This is a genomic window from Pseudoalteromonas sp. SG45-3 (assembly GCF_014164075.1).
In the GTDB taxonomy this organism is placed as follows: Bacteria; Pseudomonadota; Gammaproteobacteria; order Enterobacterales; family Alteromonadaceae; genus Pseudoalteromonas; species Pseudoalteromonas distincta.
In genome coordinates, this window is the sequence record NZ_JACJEN010000010.1 from 69,879 (window position 1) to 89,195 (window position 19,317).

Sequence of the window (19,317 nt, forward strand, 5' to 3'; positions counted from 1 at the left end):
TCAGCCTACCTTTATAATTTTTCAGTGGAAGCATTTTCAAGTGCCTCTGTATTTTTAGTATTTTGAAGGCCCGCAATTTTTACAGCCATGCCTTTTTGCGGATATTCTGGCAAAGTAATCACCAACTTATCATCTGTTTTCAAACCATCACTGATGTAAAAGTACTCACCCTCTTCACGAATAACTGTGACTTTGCGCGGCTCAAGTTGCTGCTCTTCATTAACGATCCATACGGTTTTGTTATTAACTAACTCTTGCGGTAAGCGGTAAATATTATTAAGCATTGCACCTGCAAAATTTACCTGTACGTAGCTACCAAACTTAATGGCTGGTTGTATATTCTTAAGACCGTATGGGTCTTCTATACGCACTACTAAACTGCTCATACGCGTAGCGTTATCAACAATCCCTAGGTCGCGGTCAATTACACCTTCACGGGTGAAGCTGTTTAGGCCTTTTTGAATAATCGTTGCGGTAATACCTTTAATACGCTCTGGCAAAAAAACGCTATCGAACCCTGCTATAGGAATAATCACTTCAGCGGTCTCAATATTATTGAGTTCAGCAACTTGCGAACCCATAGTGACAAATTGTCCAACACCTATATTTCGACTAATAACCAATGCGTCGTAAGGGGCTGTAACATCACAATTATCCAAATCACGTTGCGCGCGCTTTAATGCAGCTTGCGCCGACTTAACAGATGCTTGTGCACTGAGCACTTGAGGTTTACGTAAAAATAAATCTGTGCGCGCTTTACTCGGAAAGCGCTTGGCTTCGTCTTCGGCTACTTGAGCTTGAGCTTGTTCCTCTATTAAACCCGCTTGTGCGCGAGCAAGCTCGGCCTCTGCAACAAGTACTGCTGCTTCATAGTTGTCTTTTTCGATAGTGAATAAGGTTTCACCGCGAGCAACTATGCCACCGGCTACAAAATTAGGATGCCAACTTAACACCTCGCCCGACACCTGCGCCGAGAGCAGTGTATTTTCAAGAGGCTTTACTTCACCGTAGCTATTAATAATAACTTGGTGATCGTTTGCAATCACTGGCTCAACTTGCACTGTTGGACGAGTATCAATTACTTCTTTTTTTTCTGGATCTTTTGCAATGGCATTGATTCCCATAAAGCCAACAACACCAACAATGAGCGCCACAAATGGAAAAAACCATCTAAGTGAATTTGTTTGCATATCCTATTATCCCCAAAATTCTATTAACGCCATAATACCAGAGCCATATGAAACATTAAGGTGACATTTGTAAGCAACTGTTGCAAATACATATAAACCGCTGCTATTTAGGGCTATAGAATATAACTTCACATGCAGCTCACCTCATTCGTTATATTTTGTTACAAACTTTTATTCATTAATATCAGTTTATTAGTGTTAAACACTTAAATTTCATCGCGAAGATGTGCGAAATTAAATTAATTTACGTACAGTCCAATTAAATTAACAAATATTAAAAGTCTCAAAATGAAATTAACGAGCATCACCCTTGCGCTTAGCTTAGCGTTTGGCAGCCATGCATTTGCAGCCGATAAAAAAGACGAAAAAGAGTCAAAAACACTTAGCGAAATGATCAAAGGACAAACTGAATTTGCCGGTATATTTAGCCTTTATCAAGACGAAAAAACCGGTAAGCACCTTATGGTGATTAACGAATCTCAACTCAATACGCCGTTTGTGTATTTTGCGCACACTGTCGATGGCGTTACAGATGCAGGCCATTATCGTGGTTCTTACCGCGAAACTAAATTAATTGAATTTAGAAAATACTTTGACCGTATCGATATTATTAGCAAAACACCTCGCTACAAATTTGACGAAAGCAGTGCAATTTCAAAAGCGAGTGATGCCAATATTAGTGAAGCGGTACTTGCGAGCATTAAAATAGAAAAAGAAGAAGACGGTAAAATAGCATTTAATGTAAATAAGTTATTTTTAAGCGAAGCACTTCACAAAGTATCACCTACGCCAAATCCAGCAGATAAAAACGCTAAAAAACGCTTTAAAGTAGGTAAACTAGACGATAAAAAATCACGCATTATTAAACAGCGTCCATATCCTAATAACTTAGACGTAGTTGTTGATTACGTATTTACTAACCCAAGCCCAACGGTACGTGGCTCAAATGCAGTAAGCGATCCGCGTAGCGTATCGGTAAAAGTTCAGCACTCGTTTGTCGCTCTACCTAGCAATAACTACGCACCACGTATGGATGATGCGCGCATTGGTTATTTTACAAATCAATTTGATCAAATGACATCTACCGATTGGGCACCTTATCAAGATGTTATAAAACGCTGGGACTTACAAAAGAAAGACCCAAGTGCAGCGCTTTCAGAGCCAGTAAAACCAATTACTTGGTGGATAGAAAACACCACACCCATTGAATGGCGCGATACTATTCGTGACGCTGTTTTAACGTGGAATACCTCTTTTGAAAAAGCCGGCTTTAAAAATGCCTTAGAGGTAAAAGTACAACCAGACGATGCAGACTGGGATGCGGGCGATATCAATTACAACGTACTGCGTTGGACTTCGTCACCTAAGCCTCCATTTGGCGGATACGGGCCAGCACTTGCTAACCCATTAACAGGCGAAATACTGGGCTCAGACATTATGCTTGAGTTTGTATTTATGAAAAACCGCTGGATTTACGACACGCTTTTCACACAAGGAACAATGAGCCACGGTGAAACAACAAATACCGGCGAGCTAAATTGCTCTCTTGGGCATGAGATTCAACAAAATCTAATGCTTGCCAAAGGCCTTGCTAGCGGCGACAAAATTGAAGATAAAGAAATGCTTCGCCAAGGTCTAACGCAATTGGTACTTCACGAAGTTGGCCATACTTTAGGTCTTAACCATAATATGAAATCATCAATTTTGTGGGATGAAAAAGAAGTACACGATAAAAACAAAACCCAAGGCATAGTAACCGGTTCTGTTATGGATTATGCACCCGCTAACATTGCCCCAATTGGTATGCAGCAAGGTGATATTTTTCAAACAAAACCTGGTCCTTACGATGATTGGGCAATTAACTATGGCTACAGCGTAGCGCTTGCAGATGAAGCTGCTGAGCAAGCTCGACTTGAAAAAATACTTGCTCGTTCAAGTGAACATGCCCTTGCCTTTGGTAACGATGCAGACGATATGCGCGCACCAGGTCGCCATATCGATCCACGTGTAATGATTGGTGATTTGTCGTCAAACCCTGCTGCCTATGGCGCAGATCGTATGGCACTAATTAATAAACTATTTACTGAGCTAAAAGATAAAGCAACGGTTAAAGGTGAGTCTTACCAACAGCTTGTTACCTCTGCTAATAGCTTATTTGGTCAGTACCGAGCTCAAGCAGGTGTGGTTTCTCGCCAGATTGGTGGCGTATACGTTGAGCGCGCTGTAGTGGGTGATACAAATGCAGATAAACCATTTACACCGGTATCGCTTGAGCGTCAAACACAAGCAATGGATATACTAGCCAAGTTTGTATTTGCGCCAGATGTACTACAAAATATGCAACCTCTTTATAGCTACTTACAGCTGCAACGTCGTGGCTTTAATCACTACGGCAAAAATGAAGACCCTAAAGCACACCAAATGATTTTAGGAATGCAAAAGTCTGTACTTGCACAGCTATTACACCCAGCGGTATTACTGCGTATTTCTGACACAGCTCTGTACGGTAACGAATATAGCCTAACTCAGTTTATGGAAGATTTAACCGCCAGCATTTTCGTGAAAAGCAAAGACGCAAACTCTATTAGTCACAACTTACAAATTGAGTATGTTAACCAGTTAATTGCAATTGCTGGTCTTGGCAAAGCAAGCAAATACGATAACTTGGCTAAAACAGCAGCGTTATATCAGCTAACTCAAATAGCCGATACCAGTGTTGCTTGGGGTGCAGATACAGCAACTAAAGCGCATAAGAAATATATTGATCGCTTAATTGCAAAAGCGCTAGAAGCATAAAACCTCTATTAATTGAGTAAACCAAGGCCACGCACGATTTACGTGGCCTTTTTTATAACTTAATTCACAGTTTAAATATAAATAGTGCCTTTTAAATACCTTACAGCATGTCCGGTCAAAGTGACGGTTGTATCACCCACTTTGCAAATTAAATGCCCGCCTCTGCTTGAAGCCTGATAAGCACTTAACGTAGTTTTATCCAATTGCTGCGCCCAGTAAGGTGCCAAGCCAGTATGAATTGAGCCCGTTACATAATCTTCATCGCCACCGCTTGCAGGCCAAAAATAACGAGATATAAAATCGTAATCATCACTAGGTGCAGTGGCCACTACATCAAGTGGATAAAGCGTTTTTAAAAGCTCGGAGTTAGTTTTTAATTCAAGTATTTGATCGGCATTTTCATAAATAGCAAAGTAAGCTTGGCGATTTTTAAGCATTTTACTCGGTTGTATAGACAAGCCATCAAGCAATTGCTGCGGTACATTTTGTACCTCAATCGGTGCTTGCTTAGGAAAGGTCATTGCAAAGCTGCCATCAGCGTTTTTATTAACGATTAGCTCGCCCACCGCATCAGCAACAAAGCGAATTTTCGATATATTATGCTCTTCACATAAAACATAGGCAGCCGCAAGTGTGGCGTGACCACAAAAGTCGATTTCCATCAAAGGTGAAAACCAACGAATAACAAAACTTCCATCGTCTTGAAGGCAGGTAAAAGCAGTTTCAGATACGTTATTCTCAGCGCCAATCTTTAGCATTAAATCGTCACTTAACCACGATTCTAGTGGGATCACTGCCGCATAGTTACCTTTAAATAACTCATTCGTAAATGCATCAATTTGATGAATAGTTAATTGCATTGTTTAAACTTTGTAATGATTAATAGCTTAAAACTGCCATACCTAAACTAAATTAGCACTTTTATTTTTGCTTTAAGCCATTACAGGTCGCATTCTATAATATTGCATACAACCAAATTGCACAGCATTGGTAAGCAATAGCATAATAAACATAAGTAAGTGCGCCGTGCTTGGAGCCGCTGTTGTAAGCTCAACAACTAAGCCGCAAATACCAGCAATAAACTGCAAGCTAAAGTAGCGCGCGCTTAAATTACTCACATTACCCGTACGCAATGTTTTATAAGTTTGCGGCATAACACGTACCGAACTCATCACAAGACCAACATACGTTAAAGCGCTTAATACCGTTGCAGTATCAAGGCTTGAATTTAAAAGCAGTGAAAAAGGCAGTAACGAAAAACCTAGCATAGTAACCAGCTGTACACGTTCTCGTTTAGCTGCATTGAAACGTGCAAAAAAATATAAAATAAGCCCGCTTAACGCACCGGTTACAATAAATGGTAACGCAATATAATAGCGCTCAAAGAAAATATTGTAGGTTATAAAATAAAGGCTTTGTGCTAATCCAAATGTCATCATTAATAGTGACAAACCAGAGACACTACGATTTTTTCGAATTTTGTTTAGTAATGGTAAAAAACTAAAAACCAAAATAAAAGAAGACAATATAGGCAAATAATGCGCCAAAGCAACCTCGCTCGTTATATAAATGTTAATTAAAAACAGAAATAAAAACATTTAATAAACATCTGTTTTTAAAAGGCTTTTACTATGAGCGCGGCATTGTAGAGCCGCGTAAATTTAACTCAACTAAATAAGATATTCTTATTTTAGGTACTGGAAAGCTAGGTATACAAAAACCGTAGAATTAAGTTCACGGTTTACCTATTTAATAGAAAACCTACTCACAAGCTATTAAATGAAAATGATAGTTGTTATCATGCGCAAGTCATTAACTGCAATATATAAAACTATCTATGAGAAAAACTCTTTTTAAAATTCACAGTTGGATCGCTCTTATAGCTCTCATTCCCTTGATTGTTATTAGTATTACAGGGAGCGTATTAGTTTTTAAAAGTGAAATAGATGGCTTACTTATGCCAAGCAGTCACTATGTTGTAAAAGCACTGCCAGAGCGCATGCCAATCGACAAATTAATCGCAAAAACAGAGCTTGCTTACCCTGAGTATGTAGTAGGTAGTTGGGAGATATTTAACGATGATACTGCTGATCGGGTTTACTTAGTTAAACGCGGGACAGAGCAATGGTATAAGTTTCATTTAAACCAGTATACGGGTGACATTTTGTCAGAGCCTGTTGGTACCAGCCATTATTTTACTGATTGGTTTTTAGAACTGCATTACACCTTTTTACTTAACGACTTTAAAAACCTGCCAGGGCAAACAGGCACAGTACTAGGCTTCTTTTTTGCTCTGTTTTTATTGGTATTAGGTATTACAGGACTTATTATTTATCGTAAATTTTGGCAGCGCCTATTTAGTGTGCGCTGGCGTGCAACACTGCAAATTGTACTTAGCGACATTCATAAAATGACTGGGGTGATAGGGTCGCCCATCATTATTATTTTAGCTATTACAGGTGGCTACTTTAACTGGGCGGTGTGGTATCACGAAGTTATTGAACACGCTGAGGAAGAGCACTTTGTACTAACCAAAAACTTGCACAGTAGCGATATTTCGTTTCAACACATACTCGATGACAGTAAAAAGCAAATACCCACTTTTAATGGTACGTTTTTAGTTATGCCGCTCGAGCCTGACGAAAATATCACCTTATTCGGCGAAGTCGATACAAATAACCCGCTTGCGAGCGAATACGCTAATACGGTTAGCTACGATAAGCATACAGGCGAACATTTAACTAACTGGGATATTCGCGAAGTAGGCGTTGGCTGGCAAGTAATTGATAGCTTTAGAAAACTTCATTTTGGCTACTTTGCAGGGCTAATAAGTAAAATACTGTGGTGCGTAATTGGTTTGAGCCCAGTGTGGCTAGCAGGTACTGGTTTTTACTTGTGGTTTACCCGCCGTAAACGTAAAAAACAATCACAAAAAAATCGCTCAAGTAAACGCAGTACAGCAAGTGCTTGATTAAAAACCCACCACATTGTAATGTAAAATTTAACAATGGAGTGGGTTTATGATGTTTTATAAAATAGCAGTCTGTATTACTTTTTTATATTTAGTTGGATGTAACACAACCAAGGTTCAGCAAGTAGAACAACAAATAGAGCTTGAACAACTATTAAACCATTCTTTGTTTAATAAACTCGACACTCCTTCTGAGTACAGTATTTTCGAGCTGCCAAATGTTGAAAAAGAAAAATTTTTAGCCTATGCCGAAAAACAAAAACAGTCTGAAATCCGTCATGACCGCATTATTTACAACTACCTCGAAAGCAACTTAGCTAACTTTAAATACCACGGCGATACACTTACTTCAGCCCAAGCCTTAAAACTTTCGCAAGGCAACTGCATTAGCTTAGCTGTTTTAACACAAAGCTATGCACAAGCTCTCGGATTAGAAACGAGCTTTCAAGAAGTAACAAGTCAGCCTGTATACGCAAAAGAAAATAATGTTGTTTATGTAGCAAGCCACTTTAGAACAAGAGTATACGCCCCAAAAATAGAGAAAAAAGATTATAATATTGTTGAATTTTTCAGAGCGGGCACCTTAATCGACTACTTTCCTACCCGTCGCAGCTTTTATTCAAGCAGTGCAGATTATAACGATTTAGTTTCTAAGTTTTACAGTAATTTAGCTGCAACAGCGCTAGCAGACAAACAGCTGGATATTGCTTACTCACTTATTCTACAAGCAAACAAATACACTCCCAATGATCCTGAATTATTTAATATAGCGGGCGTTTTGCATCGTCGGGCAGGTGATTTACAAAGCGCTAAAAACATCTATCAAACAGCACTTAGTAATAATGAAATAAGTATTAATTTAATCAGCAACTATCAGCTTTTAGCTAAAAAATTAGGCGACAAAGAGCTTGTCAAAGAGCTCACTTCACAATTAGTTAATAAAGAAAAAGACCCATATGAATTACTAGTAATCGCTAAAAACAACTTACAAGCTGGCCATGCTCATCAGGCTAAAGCACACCTTGAGCAAGCTATTACTAAAGCGCCTTACATTGCTGAGTTATACTTGGAACTCGCAAAAGTTCGCTATCAACAAGGTAATATTAAACAAACACAAACCTTGCTTGAGAAAGCTATCGAACTAGAACGTGATAACCAAAAAATCGATGTATATCAAGCTAAGTTACTATCCTTGCAGATGGATAAGTAACTTAGCCAATTAATATTTATAGCGAATAATAAAAGCTCAGCCACGCTCGCATTTCATCCTCAAAACTGTCGCCTTCTACTCGCGACAGTCCCATATTAAATATTAAGTCATTTATACCAGCAGGCCCCATTCCAAAACTAAAATCACCTTGGTGTTTTATCCCGTAACTTTGTGCATATACGGTGCCGTCGAGTTGATGCTGCTTGTAATAAAGCCACGGCATGCCTTCTTTAAAGCTAAAGCCGCCACCGTAACCTTGATAGCGCTTTGCAGCTGCGCTATAAAAAGGCAGCTCAGATGAAAGTACATATTCACTATTTTGCTGCTGATTAATAAGATTTGAGCTAAAGCCACCTAATGCAAGGCTGCTGTCATCACGTTGTTTTTGAGAAAAATTTGCATAAAGAGGAATACCAAACGCTTTACCAAAAATTTTGGCGACTAAATCGTAACCTTGCCAACTATTACTTTTACTACTGCCATCGTACCAACTCGCATAAAGGCTTTGGCCTATCACAAAGTCTTGACGATCATATTGCCAACTTTGGGCAACGCCTAAACGCGTCCAATTTTTATGGCGTTGTTTATAATCAGTGTAATTGTAGGCAAGCTCCGGCGTTAAACTTAGCTGCCCAAATTTAACAGGGTAACTTATTGCAGCAAAACCACCACGGGCATCCATATCTGCATTTAGCCTTTGTTGATACTGGCGCGATGTATTTAAATTATAGTCAAACAGTGCAAGTTTCAGTTTTACATCAAGCGCATTATATTTTGCCTGCACATAACCACCGTGCAGTGCTCCATCGTGTAAATCAGTGCTATATCCCGCTTGCAAGTCGAGCTGTTTTAATAAATCGCTACTTTTAATGCTTAAATCTAACAAACTGGTAGAAGCCGAATAATACTGCGTCCCTAGTGCAAAAGTAGCGTGCTGCTCGAGCACGTTGTAATTTGTTTGCTGCGTTGTTTGATGCGTATATATTTTAGCTTTTGGAAGCGTATGTTCGTTTACAATGAGCAGCGGTGCTTTTTTATTAGCCGAAAATTCAGTAACTACAGTGCTGTTTATAGCTTTTGGCAATGTTTTTACATTTGGCCCATCTGCGGTTATCGAAAAATAGAGTAACGAGCCATCGGCCATTTCAATCGGGTGAGCAACGGCTTCCTGCCCCTGAGTTAACTTGCTGAGTGTTTTACTCTCTATGTTGTAGTTATAAATATCAGTAGCGCTATTTAAGCCTGCAACAAAGTAAAGTGACTCACCATTATGGCTAAAGCTAGGCTGACTTAAATATTGATACCCGTTTGGCATAGGTATTAATTGCTGCTTATTACTACCCACATCTTGTATATACAATTGCCAGTTTTCATTTAATGACGTTGATAAATAAGCTAATTTAGTTTCATCAGGACTGAGTATTGGGTAATCGTAAGTTGTCTCAAGGCTTTTTGTAAATAATGGTGTGGTGGTTTGCGTATTGAGATCAACCTTTACTAATTCAGAGTAGCCACCTCTTATTTGCTCGCCATACAAGGTATCACCGTTACTGGTTACGCTAAATCGTCGTATACCAGCAAGCTTGGTAAGCTGTGTAATATTTCCAGTGTCAGTGTTATAGCTAAATATGTCTGACACTTTATTATAAATACCCGACTCTTCATTGCTGTACGCATTAAAATATAACGTTGTGCTATTTACCCATTGCGGGTTTGCAATACCGGCTCGATTAATTTGATTAAGCACTTGTTTTTGTTCGCGCTTAAACACACTTGGCGCTGTATCGGGGATGTCTTGTGCATCGTTTTTGAGTAGCTCTTTTTGCGCTTTAGTAAACTCCTCTTGCGCCTTTATGTTGTCGTCCGTGCTATAAATTATAAGCTTGGTATTGCTCTCTTTGTCTCGCTCAACAATTGCAATTTTACTACCATCTTTTGAAAGTGCAGGGTTACTTGCATATAAGTTAAGTTCAAGCCAAAGTTCACTATTAAGTAACGGCTCTCCTTGTTCTATTTGCATTGCTTTATAGGTATATTCAGCTATAAATCGGCGATATAGCTTGGCTGCACTTTGCCCAAACACACCGCTAAATGCCTCATCAAAGTCACGCGTTTTTACGCCTTGCATTCGCGTCCAAACACTATCGAGTGTTTGCTCTGAATAGTTTTGCTCTAGCCAATTTAAAAAGCGACTACCCATTAAATACGCCATTGAGCCGCCCATAAAGCCCTGCTCGCCATTTAATTGCCCATAGGTTGGCAAAGCACCTTGCTGAGCAAATTCTCGCAGTATTGACTCTGAGTAGTTATCAAATAAACGCCCACGGCCCGTCATTTTAGACTCAATCAATGTGGCATAACCTTCGGCTACCCAGCGCGGTGTATCACTGTAAGTTAAGTCGTATAAATCCCATATGCCACGTACTTTTTGCTGCCAGTGATTGCGTGTAGGCTGTGCTAAATGCACTAAGTGAATATATTCATGCAGTACAAGTAACTGCTGCCAGCCAGCGCTGTTTGATATAACGGTGTCGGATTGTGGTGGGGTTGTAAAAAGTGCCATTACAGGATTATTTGAGGTAGGTAGCGCAAAGCCATTTGCCGCATTTAGGGGATCAAACACCACTACATCAACTGTTTTATCAAGTGTTCGGTTTTGCTGCTCAAGCACTTTGGTGCGTACTATTTCAAGCTCTGCTGCAGTTGATTTAGCAAAATCAGCATGCTCAACACTGTAGTGAATGTTGAAATGTTCGGTATGAATAGTTTGCCAATCGGCTGCAAAGATCGGTGCTGCTAGTAATAAAGCTGATGCGATAAGTGTTTTTTTCATGAGCGTCCCTAAAATAATTCCTTAATACCATCTAGGGTATTATTAAATGTCTTTCATGGGCAGTAAGAAAATGTAATAAAACATGTGAAAATGGGTATTTACACATGTTTTATTAGGGTATTTTACATCCAGCTGCGAGTATCTGACTCAATCTGCTTAATTGTAAAATCAATAATAAAGTCAGCATCTTGCTGCTTTATGTAGGGCATAAATACAAAGCCTGAAGCAAGTTGTATATACAGGCTTTTTAAGCCTGACTTTCTCATTAGGTACGTACTTATACTGCGCGCACTTTGCGCTTTATAAAGCTCAAAAACACGGTAATGAACGCCAATCATACCTTTGCGTACAACCATGTAAAATCGACCATTATCCTCATGCATGTAATAACCATAACGCTGATACGACAAAGTCACCAAGCCAGAAAACACCACTAAAACACCAAGGCTTATCAAAGTATTAATATCAGCAATAAAACAAAAGCCAAACACTAATACACTGGGTAACAGTGAATAAAAGCCTAAATTTTTATACAAAAGCGCTCGCTCTGCGCGCTTAAAAGCGAGTTTTTTACTATTAAACCACGGGTAAATCCATTGGCATACACTATCAACTTGTTCGCTATTTAATACAGGTAGTACTAACGTTTGTTTATTTTTTTTAGCCGCCACACCGGCTGCTATTCCGCCGCTACTTGCTTGTAAACACTCAACGGTAAATCGCTTTAGTAATCGCCCCATTAGGTTTTGTTTAATAACAATAGATTGCACCTTGTCCATGCTCATTGAAAGCTGATGGCGCTCTAACAAGCCAGCAATGCGTTTAAACTTTTGACCTTTAAAATAAAGCTCAAAATTATAAAAACGAATAAGCGACATAGTCACCGATAGCATTACAGCCACCACAACTAACAAACCAATTAAGGTGATCATCGCAAAGGTAGCTGCGCTGGCCAGCATACCAAGCTCTTGTTGATAAAAGCCTTCTACTTTCGCAATAATTTGCTTCTCTAAAAAATCAACAATTAGGTTTATAAAAGGGGCAAAAGCAGCGATTGCTAAAATAGCCATATTCGACATTAAACCAAATTTGGCTATTTCTTTATTGCTAATGCTTAGGCTGTTTTCGATAGTGTCTGTTTCGCTTTGTTCAGTATTTGGTGCTTCTTGCTGTTGCTGCGCTTTAAAATCAAATATTTGTTTACGCATTTGCTGTGCATAATCTTTAGTAACACCAGGTAAAACAACTTCTTGCGACACACTGCCAGCGGCATCAAAAATACAATTAACTAAGTTTACGGGGGTAAAATAAAACGGCTCGGCAATATTAACGTTTTGCACACGGCCAAATTTAAGCGTAAGTCGCTCTTTTTTAAATACACCTTTGTTAAGCAATATTTCGTTGTCGCTACTAATACTAAACTTAAAATTTAAATAATATAAAAATGAGTAAACAAGTAGCAAAATTAGTGCAATACCGCCTGCAACCTGCGCCCAGAACAATTTATTTTCTACTTGAGTAACAAACACGACTAGCATGGGCAGTAAGTTTAAAAGGCCATCTTTTACAAAGCGCACACTAAAGTGCACAACAAAATATAAAAGTGCCCAGGGCGATACTTTTTGCCAGTAAATAGGGCTGGCTTTATCTTCGATAGTTGTATTACTCATCGACTAAAGCTGCCTGAGTAGTTGCGTCGTCTTGGCGGTAGTTTTGTACAAATTGGCGCATATTTTTACAATCATCATGGGTTAGCCCACTAATTTGTAAATCGGCACTTACACCGCCAGCGCTAAATAATTTAATACTCGCAAGGCTAAGTTTTCGCTCTATTGGCCCTTGGTGTATTTCCATATGCTGTACACGCGCTAAAGGTAATACCGTCACTTGTTGCCAAATAACGCCTTTTTTAAAAGCAATGTCATGATCTCGCACTGCAAAACCTCGCAACCTCACACTTATTATGTTGTACGCCATAGATACGGCCACCAAAATTGGCATACCAATTAGCAAATACGTTTGTGCGTTATTAGCAAAGGCTTCATTAAAATAACAAACAGCAATAAGCGCTCCAATTAGCGGTACATAAAACAGAAGCGAGCTAAGTTGTGTATGTAATAAGGCTTTATCAGCCAATGGCTTAAAGCTAATATCACTATGCTTTGGTAAATCCATTATTTGTTGATTGTTAAACACTATTTGTCCCTATTTCTGCTTTTAATTATGACTAGCTTACCAACTAATGGTAGTTATTAAGGTGTGGCTTTGTTTTGGCTCAAGCGTTACTTTATCTGTCAGTACATTAGCGGCCTCTAGGCACAGCATTGTTTTATACTCATCGTCAGCAAAATTAGATAAGCGTTTTGATTTTTCTATCCATGGATTCCACAGCACACACGAACTTGAGTTTTCGCGGCTCACATTAATAACACCTTCTGGCGTATTAATGCTTTGCACTGTACTTGCTTGTGTATAAACCATATCGGTTTCGCGATTAAAGCTTACAACATCATTTTGTACAAATGGCCCTTCACTAAACTCAATATATTGCGCGCCTTGCAAACCATCTACATGGGTGTTTGTAATATCTGAGGTAGGAAAATAGGTATGCAGTGCTTGAGTAAAGCTAAATGGCACACTACCTAAGTTAGTGGTCGTTAAGCGAACCTGTAATTTATCACTTAATACAAACTCAACTTTTAATGCGCACTGATGCGGCCAATACGTTGTATTAACAAGTTTCATGGGGAGCTTTAAACTAACTGTAATTTGCTCATCAGATTCGTGTACTTCATCGGCTTGCCATACGCTTGTGCGCGCAAAACCGTGGGCAGGCCACCCATCATTAGCGTGTGTACCAAACCACGGCCAACAAATAGGAATACCGCCTCGAATACTCGCCCCTTCTTGATAGGTTTCCTCTTGTGAAACCCAAATAAGTGGCTTGTTATTTTTAGGGATAAACTCGGTAATTTGCCCACCTTGCAAAAATATTTTTGCGTCGCACTTTTCACTAGCTACTTTAATAAACTCAAGTCCGGATTCGCTTTGCTCAATGCTAACTGATGGCGATAATTTCATACCTTCCCCTATAATACTGATACTAAAGATTTTTAATGTTTACATCTAAACAATAATGCATGCTTAAAGTATACGCTATTGATATTAAATATTGATTGCTGAATTTGTTCATTGCCGATTAATACATATACAGTAAACTCACAAACAATTACTTTGTACTAACAGCTGTAAATGAATAATACTAAAGTCTATACAATAAGACTTGCCAATTATTCACAACATACGTACTGTGCGCAACTTAATGCACACAAGGTGCTAAGAAAATTTACCAATATTTAAACAATATAATTTTACATTAGTTACTGCTCTAACTATTAAAAACCAATAAAAGCGGGCTAAAGTACAATATATTATTTGAATTCAATTTATTTGATGTGTAACATTTCGCGATTACGGCAAACTACCGCCCCATCGACGAGATAAGCAAATGCAAAAATATGACGAGTTATTGATTTCTTTACGTAAAGTTATCCGCGCGATTGACTTACATTCTAAGCAGCTAAATAAAACTTCGGGTTTAACTGGCCCACAATTGCTTATAATGCAAGAAGTGCAAAAAACCGATGGAATAACGGCGAGCCGTATTGCTCAAAATGTAAATTTAAGCCCAGCAACGGTCACCAATATTCTCGACAGAATAGAAAGCAGAAACTTAGTAACACGCGTACGCAGTCAAATGGATAAACGCAGAGTGAGCTTATACCTCACCGATAAAGGAAAAGAGTTACTTGATAAAGCACCTCAGCCATTGCAAGAACACTTTATTGAAAAGTTTTCTGCACTTGCTGAATGGGAACAGAGCCTTTTACTCTCATCAATGCAGCGTGTAGCCGCAATGATGGATGCAGATAAATTAGATGCATCGCCCCTTCTAGAAGTTGGTGCGCTTACTCAAGCTCCTAAAGAATAAATAATAAAAAAAATACATAGTTTTTGTACTTACCCTAAACGTAAGGCGTTTTTTTACGTCTTGAATTTTTTATTTTTTAATCAAAATCTGAGCGGCAATTATGACTAAACTCTCAAAATTAACACTAGCACTAGTTCTAGGTGGTGTTACAAGTACTTCTTATGCGTCTGATGATCTAGACACGTTACAAAGCCAACTTAAGCAGTTAAAGCAACAAATGCAACTGCTTGAAAATAAGTTAGCTGATGAAAAAACAAAACAGCAAAAAATTAATGAGCTACACAAGCAAGAAGTTGCAAAAATTAGTAAAAAAGCTGATAACAAAGAAGTTGTTGCTGCCGCCGAATCTGAGAAAAAAGACGAAGGCGTTAAAATTGGTGGCGCAGTGCGTTTTAATTACAGCACTAATTCATACGATGAAGACACTCAAGATCGTAGCGGCGACTTAGACTTTGAAGTATTTCGCATTAACTTATCTGGCGAAATAAACGATATTTCTGTTAATGGTGATTTTCGCTTTTACGATTACATGACCATTGTTAAGTATGCATACTTAGGTTACGAATTTACTGATGGCTGGGAAGCACAAGCTGGTATTGCACCTGTCCCTTTTGGTAATGGCCCATACAACTCACACAGCTACTTTTTTAGCACTAACTACTATGTTGGCCTAGAAGACGACTTTGACTTGGGTGTAACAGTAAACCGTAAACTAAAAGATAACTGGAAACTAGACCTAGGCTTTTTCAAAAATGATGAAGTAGGCGGCGTTGATGGCAGCTCTGAAGTTAACGAGCGTTACTCTTTTGATATAGTTGGTAGCCGTGCAACAACCGAAGGCACATACGATGCACCTGGCTCTCGCCTTGGTGAATACAACACATTTGCAGCTCGTACAGTGTACCAAATTGAGCATGGCGAAAACGCTAAAACCGATGTGGGTTTATCACTATTAAGCGGTGGCTTACATGATGGTAACGACCGTGCAGGTAACTACGGCGCATGGGCGTTCCACGTAAACAGCCAAATAAATAACTGGAATATTCAATTTCAGCACGGTGAGTACGACTACGACCTAGACGACAACAGCAACCGCTTTGTTGTAGGTGCGTTTGACTACTACGACACCGTATCAAGCGAAGCTACCATGACTAACTTTAACGTAGCTTACGACCTATCGGTTGATTTAGGCCCTATAACAGGCGTACAGTTTTACAACGATTACGGGATCATTTATGACAAATCTGACGACAGTGCAGATACATGGATGAACGTAACAGGTATGAGCGTATCAGCAGGCCCGTTATTTACGTACTTTGACTTTATTCAAGCACGTAACCAGCCATTTATTGGCGGAACAATTATTGGTGATGGCGATACAGAGCGTCGCTTTAACATCAACGTAGGTTACTACTTCTAGATAAGTAAAACCTATTTTATAAATTTAAAAGGGCAAACTTAGTTTGCCCTTTTTTATGTTTTTACACTTCGATTTTATAACTATTTGGCCTACAATCGAAAGTATCAGCCATTACTAAAAAGAGCCTAAGTGAATATAAAAGCAGTGTTTATTTGTTATAAAAACTTATGGTTTAAAGCACTTGGCTTAATACTTGTAGCCTTGGGTATTATTGGCATTGTGCTGCCGGTCATGCCTACCACTATATTTTTTATTTTAGCGCTCACCTGCTTTACTCGCTCATCACCCGCGCTTGAACAATGGCTGTTAAACCACCCTCGTTACGGTGTAACTTTGCAGCAATGGCAAGCCCATAAAGTAGTGCCTGTAAAAGCCAAATGCTACGCCGCCATTGGCATGTTAATTGGATTTACATTTTTACTGTATTCAGCCGCCCCTATTTGGGTTATTTATCTCGTTGCAGTAATAGAAGTATTGGTAATGATTTACCTTATTTTAAGACCTTCCAGCCCTCCTAAGCGTTAAATATTCATTTTTTACCTGCTTACCGCCTTTGTTTTAAAGTTTTTATGTAAAGATAAGTAAGTAAATTTGTAATAGCTAATGCAAATCATTATCATGCTGTAAATTTAATTTATTTACTGTTTTTATGTCGTTTATTAACAAGCGGGCTTTGTATAGCACAAGCCGTGCTCTACATATTTATATTTCTACAGCTTTGTTTTTTTTGCTTATCTTATTTTGCGTTAGCGGCATTGTGCTCAACCATATTGATTGGCTTAAAAACGATAAAAATAATGGCCAAGTAACGGCGGTAATTCCAGCAGAGCTAGTTACCAAAGCGAATGAGCAGCTGAATACGCTGCCAACGCTTTACCCTGAAATAGAAGCTTACCTAGCCGAGCAATATGCACTTACAAAAGTAAAAAGCATTGAGTGGGAAAAAGAAGACGCGCTTGTCATGCTCGACTACCCACTGCCTGCTGGGTTTGCCTACGCAGAGCTTGATTTTACAACTGGCGAGCTAAATCTTGATTACCAAACAGGTGGCTTTTTAAGCCTTATTGGCGACTTACATAAAGGCCGCCACAGCGGTGAAGTATGGAGTTGGGTAATTGATATATCTGCCGTACTAATGATTTTATTTGCCATCACCGGCATGATTATTTTGTTTCAAAATAGAAAAAAACGCTTAGCAGGAATATGGATAACCGTACTCGGAGTGGTAACTCCACTGGTTATTTATTTATGTTGGGTTCCACAAATAAAAGGAGTGTCTTAATGGTTAAATTTAAATTATTTATAAGCGCCGCATTACTGCTCGTAGCTGCGTTTTTTCAAACAACGGCGCATGCAAAAACACCACAGCTAGAGGTTGAATTAACACTTCCTGACTTAGAAGTACAACCGTATCACCGCCCATACGTTGCAGTTTGGCTTGAAACACCAGAGCGCAAACACGTTACAACGCTTGCACTTTGGGTGCAAAAAGCAGAATGGTTTAAAGACTTACGCCAATGGTGGCGTAAAGCCGGTAAAAGCGATGCCAACTTTGACGGCATTAGCGGCGCAACAAAACGCGCAGGTACTTACACCATAAATTGGCAAGGTAATGATTTAGACGGTAACCCAGTAAAACCAGGTAAATACTTACTAAATATTGAAGTTGTACGCGAAGAAGGCGGCAGAGACTACACCCGCGTTGAGCTCGATTTAACTAAATCAGGCAAACTAACAATTGATGGTAAAAACGAGTTTTCTAAAAGCTTCGTCACTGTAAGCACTAAGTAGCTGCTACTTAATCATTTGAATTTAAGGAAATACAATGAAAATTAATTTATTAAAAACGGCATTAATCGGCGCATTGAGCTTATCTGCTTTAGTGTCAACTTCAGCAAGTGCACACGGACGTTGGTTACTACCTTCGCATACATCTTTATCAGGCGATAAAGCGCATTACGTAATGATTGACGCTAGTATCTCTAACGAAATGTTTGCACCAGACAAAGCCTTTAAACCTAAAGAAAAAGGCGCCGAGTACGACGACACATTATTAATGGCACTTGCACCTAATGGTGAGCCAGTATCTGAAACCATTCGTGCTTATTACTTAAAGCGTAAAAGCTCAGCTGCGGTAAGCTTAACAGAGCAAGGCACTTACCACATTGCAATGACCCAAAAGCCAATGTACATGACCTTCTATAAAAACGAAGAAGGTAAGCGCAAGCGCGTATTTGGTAAAAAAACAGAAGCCGAGTTACCTAGCAATGCAAAAGATGTAACGACAACGAAGGTTGTTTCAACAGTAGATACATTTGTAAGCCGAAATGGCACCTCAAAACCTGCACAGCTAGGTTTAGGCTTAGAGCTTAGCGGTCCAACGCATCCAAACGATTTATTTGTAGGTGAACAAGCACGTTTTCAGTTACTACAAGATGGTAAATCTGCTGGTGAAGGCGTTGAAGTAAGTATTTTAAAAGGCGACACACGCTACCGTAACGAGCGTGGCGAAGTAAAAGTAACGACCGATAAAGACGGTATGTTTACAATTACGTGGAAAGAGCCAGGCCTATACCTAATCGAAACCTCTAACAAGGTTACCGTAAATGAAGAAGGCGTAGATGCAGGACGTTATGCATTATTTACAACGCTTGAAGTTGCCCCTGAATAATTTAAATTACTAAATTTAAAAAATTGAAAGGCCAAGCATGTGCTTGGCCTTTTTACGTCTTACTAACTTTTATCTAAAATCCCCTTGAATTCGCAACCATTCGACACAAGATTGCAACTACAACGATCCAAACGCCTATATCACGCGTAGACAGTGACCTTACTTGTTAACAACTTAGAATATCTTAGATAGTTTTTATCTTTGCACTAGGGTAGTCGCTTCTATATGATGCGCT

The 19,317-nt window shown here is 39.1% G+C and carries 16 protein-coding genes; 9 read left to right on the top strand and 7 right to left on the bottom strand.

The features are described 5' to 3' along the window. Positions 1 to 11: 11 nt before the first annotated feature. Entirely contained in the window at positions 12 to 1,190 is a 1,179-nt protein-coding gene (locus H5126_RS12795; protein ID WP_182720426.1) for an efflux RND transporter periplasmic adaptor subunit, read from the bottom strand. Positions 1,191 to 1,478: 288 nt separating this feature from the next. Between H5126_RS12795 and H5126_RS12800 the strand changes: the two genes are divergently transcribed. Next, the gene (locus H5126_RS12800) at positions 1,479 to 3,986 is read left to right on the top strand and encodes a zinc-dependent metalloprotease (RefSeq protein WP_182720425.1); all 2,508 of its coding nucleotides are present in this window, start codon (positions 1,479 to 1,481) and stop codon (positions 3,984 to 3,986) included. A 71-nt stretch (positions 3,987 to 4,057) separates the two neighbouring features. On the opposite strand, the gene H5126_RS12805 is transcribed toward H5126_RS12800, so the two are convergent. Both H5126_RS12805 and H5126_RS12810 read right to left on the bottom strand, forming a co-directional pair. Next, positions 4,058 to 4,846, bottom strand: coding sequence for a PhzF family phenazine biosynthesis protein (locus H5126_RS12805; protein WP_182720424.1), 789 nt, complete (start codon positions 4,844 to 4,846; stop codon positions 4,058 to 4,060). Positions 4,847 to 4,918: 72 nt separating this feature from the next. Then, entirely contained in the window at positions 4,919 to 5,533 is a 615-nt protein-coding gene (locus tag H5126_RS12810) for a PQ-loop repeat-containing protein (protein ID WP_182720423.1), read from the bottom strand. Between the two features lie 290 nt (positions 5,534 to 5,823). Here H5126_RS12810 and H5126_RS12815 point away from each other — a divergent pair, with 290 nt between their 5' ends. Continuing rightward, a complete protein-coding gene (locus tag H5126_RS12815) occupies positions 5,824 to 6,957 on the top strand; it encodes a PepSY domain-containing protein (RefSeq protein ID WP_024605420.1) in 1,134 nt (377 codons plus the stop codon). A 49-nt stretch (positions 6,958 to 7,006) separates the two neighbouring features. Then, on the top strand, positions 7,007 to 8,167 hold the full coding sequence (locus H5126_RS12820; protein WP_182720422.1) for a lipopolysaccharide assembly protein LapB: 1,161 nt from the start codon (positions 7,007 to 7,009) through the stop codon (positions 8,165 to 8,167). 16 nt (positions 8,168 to 8,183) lie between these two features. Here H5126_RS12820 and H5126_RS12825 read toward each other — a convergent pair whose 3' ends face one another. The 4 genes from H5126_RS12825 to H5126_RS12840 form a co-directional block, all read right to left on the bottom strand. Then, positions 8,184 to 11,000, bottom strand: a complete 2,817-nt coding sequence (locus tag H5126_RS12825) for a PD40 domain-containing protein (protein WP_182720421.1) — start codon at positions 10,998 to 11,000, stop codon at positions 8,184 to 8,186. A gap of 122 nt (positions 11,001 to 11,122) precedes the next feature. Further along, the gene (locus H5126_RS12830) at positions 11,123 to 12,670 is read right to left on the bottom strand and encodes a PH domain-containing protein (protein ID WP_182720420.1); all 1,548 of its coding nucleotides are present in this window, start codon (positions 12,668 to 12,670) and stop codon (positions 11,123 to 11,125) included. Next, positions 12,663 to 13,196, bottom strand: a complete 534-nt coding sequence (locus H5126_RS12835; RefSeq protein ID WP_182712512.1) for a PH domain-containing protein — start codon at positions 13,194 to 13,196, stop codon at positions 12,663 to 12,665. The genes H5126_RS12830 and H5126_RS12835 overlap by 8 nt, the downstream gene beginning before the upstream one ends. Before the next feature lie 36 nt (positions 13,197 to 13,232). Beyond that, positions 13,233 to 14,081 carry a D-hexose-6-phosphate mutarotase gene (locus H5126_RS12840; protein WP_182712511.1) on the bottom strand — a complete coding sequence of 283 codons (849 nt, stop codon included), beginning with the start codon at positions 14,079 to 14,081 and terminating at the stop codon, positions 13,233 to 13,235. A 427-nt stretch (positions 14,082 to 14,508) separates the two neighbouring features. Here H5126_RS12840 and H5126_RS12845 point away from each other — a divergent pair, with 427 nt between their 5' ends. From H5126_RS12845 to H5126_RS12870, 6 genes are all read left to right on the top strand, one after another. Next, a complete protein-coding gene (locus H5126_RS12845) occupies positions 14,509 to 14,991 on the top strand; it encodes a MarR family winged helix-turn-helix transcriptional regulator (RefSeq protein WP_182692757.1) in 483 nt (160 codons plus the stop codon). 100 nt (positions 14,992 to 15,091) lie between these two features. Next, positions 15,092 to 16,411, top strand: a complete 1,320-nt coding sequence (locus tag H5126_RS12850; RefSeq protein ID WP_182720419.1) for a porin — start codon at positions 15,092 to 15,094, stop codon at positions 16,409 to 16,411. Between the two features lie 129 nt (positions 16,412 to 16,540). After that, positions 16,541 to 16,936 carry a YbaN family protein gene (locus tag H5126_RS12855; RefSeq protein ID WP_024596096.1) on the top strand — a complete coding sequence of 132 codons (396 nt, stop codon included), beginning with the start codon at positions 16,541 to 16,543 and terminating at the stop codon, positions 16,934 to 16,936. 124 nt (positions 16,937 to 17,060) lie between these two features. Further along, entirely contained in the window at positions 17,061 to 17,693 is a 633-nt protein-coding gene (locus tag H5126_RS12860; protein WP_182692760.1) for a PepSY-associated TM helix domain-containing protein, read from the top strand. Next, positions 17,693 to 18,202, top strand: coding sequence for a DUF2271 domain-containing protein (locus H5126_RS12865; protein WP_024596098.1), 510 nt, complete (start codon positions 17,693 to 17,695; stop codon positions 18,200 to 18,202). The genes H5126_RS12860 and H5126_RS12865 overlap by 1 nt, the downstream gene beginning before the upstream one ends. A gap of 34 nt (positions 18,203 to 18,236) precedes the next feature. After that, positions 18,237 to 19,082, top strand: a complete 846-nt coding sequence (locus H5126_RS12870) for a DUF4198 domain-containing protein (protein ID WP_024596099.1) — start codon at positions 18,237 to 18,239, stop codon at positions 19,080 to 19,082. Positions 19,083 to 19,317 lie beyond the last annotated feature (235 nt).

What these genes read in the sequence shown, in the direction of transcription:
- H5126_RS12795 (WP_182720426.1), bottom strand. Translation starts at nt 1,190, where the DNA reads ATGCAAACAAATTCACTTAGATGGTTTTTTCCATTTGTGGCGCTCATT.
- H5126_RS12800 (WP_182720425.1), top strand. Translation starts at nt 1,479, where the DNA reads ATGAAATTAACGAGCATCACCCTTGCGCTTAGCTTAGCGTTTGGCAGC.
- H5126_RS12805 (WP_182720424.1), bottom strand. Translation starts at nt 4,846, where the DNA reads ATGCAATTAACTATTCATCAAATTGATGCATTTACGAATGAGTTATTT.
- H5126_RS12815 (WP_024605420.1), top strand. Translation starts at nt 5,824, where the DNA reads ATGAGAAAAACTCTTTTTAAAATTCACAGTTGGATCGCTCTTATAGCT.
- H5126_RS12820 (WP_182720422.1), top strand. Translation starts at nt 7,007, where the DNA reads ATGATGTTTTATAAAATAGCAGTCTGTATTACTTTTTTATATTTAGTT.
- H5126_RS12825 (WP_182720421.1), bottom strand. Translation starts at nt 11,000, where the DNA reads ATGAAAAAAACACTTATCGCATCAGCTTTATTACTAGCAGCACCGATC.
- H5126_RS12830 (WP_182720420.1), bottom strand. Translation starts at nt 12,670, where the DNA reads ATGAGTAATACAACTATCGAAGATAAAGCCAGCCCTATTTACTGGCAA.
- H5126_RS12840 (WP_182712511.1), bottom strand. Translation starts at nt 14,081, where the DNA reads ATGAAATTATCGCCATCAGTTAGCATTGAGCAAAGCGAATCCGGACTT.
- H5126_RS12845 (WP_182692757.1), top strand. Translation starts at nt 14,509, where the DNA reads ATGCAAAAATATGACGAGTTATTGATTTCTTTACGTAAAGTTATCCGC.
- H5126_RS12850 (WP_182720419.1), top strand. Translation starts at nt 15,092, where the DNA reads ATGACTAAACTCTCAAAATTAACACTAGCACTAGTTCTAGGTGGTGTT.
- H5126_RS12860 (WP_182692760.1), top strand. Translation starts at nt 17,061, where the DNA reads ATGTCGTTTATTAACAAGCGGGCTTTGTATAGCACAAGCCGTGCTCTA.
- H5126_RS12865 (WP_024596098.1), top strand. Translation starts at nt 17,693, where the DNA reads ATGGTTAAATTTAAATTATTTATAAGCGCCGCATTACTGCTCGTAGCT.
- H5126_RS12870 (WP_024596099.1), top strand. Translation starts at nt 18,237, where the DNA reads ATGAAAATTAATTTATTAAAAACGGCATTAATCGGCGCATTGAGCTTA.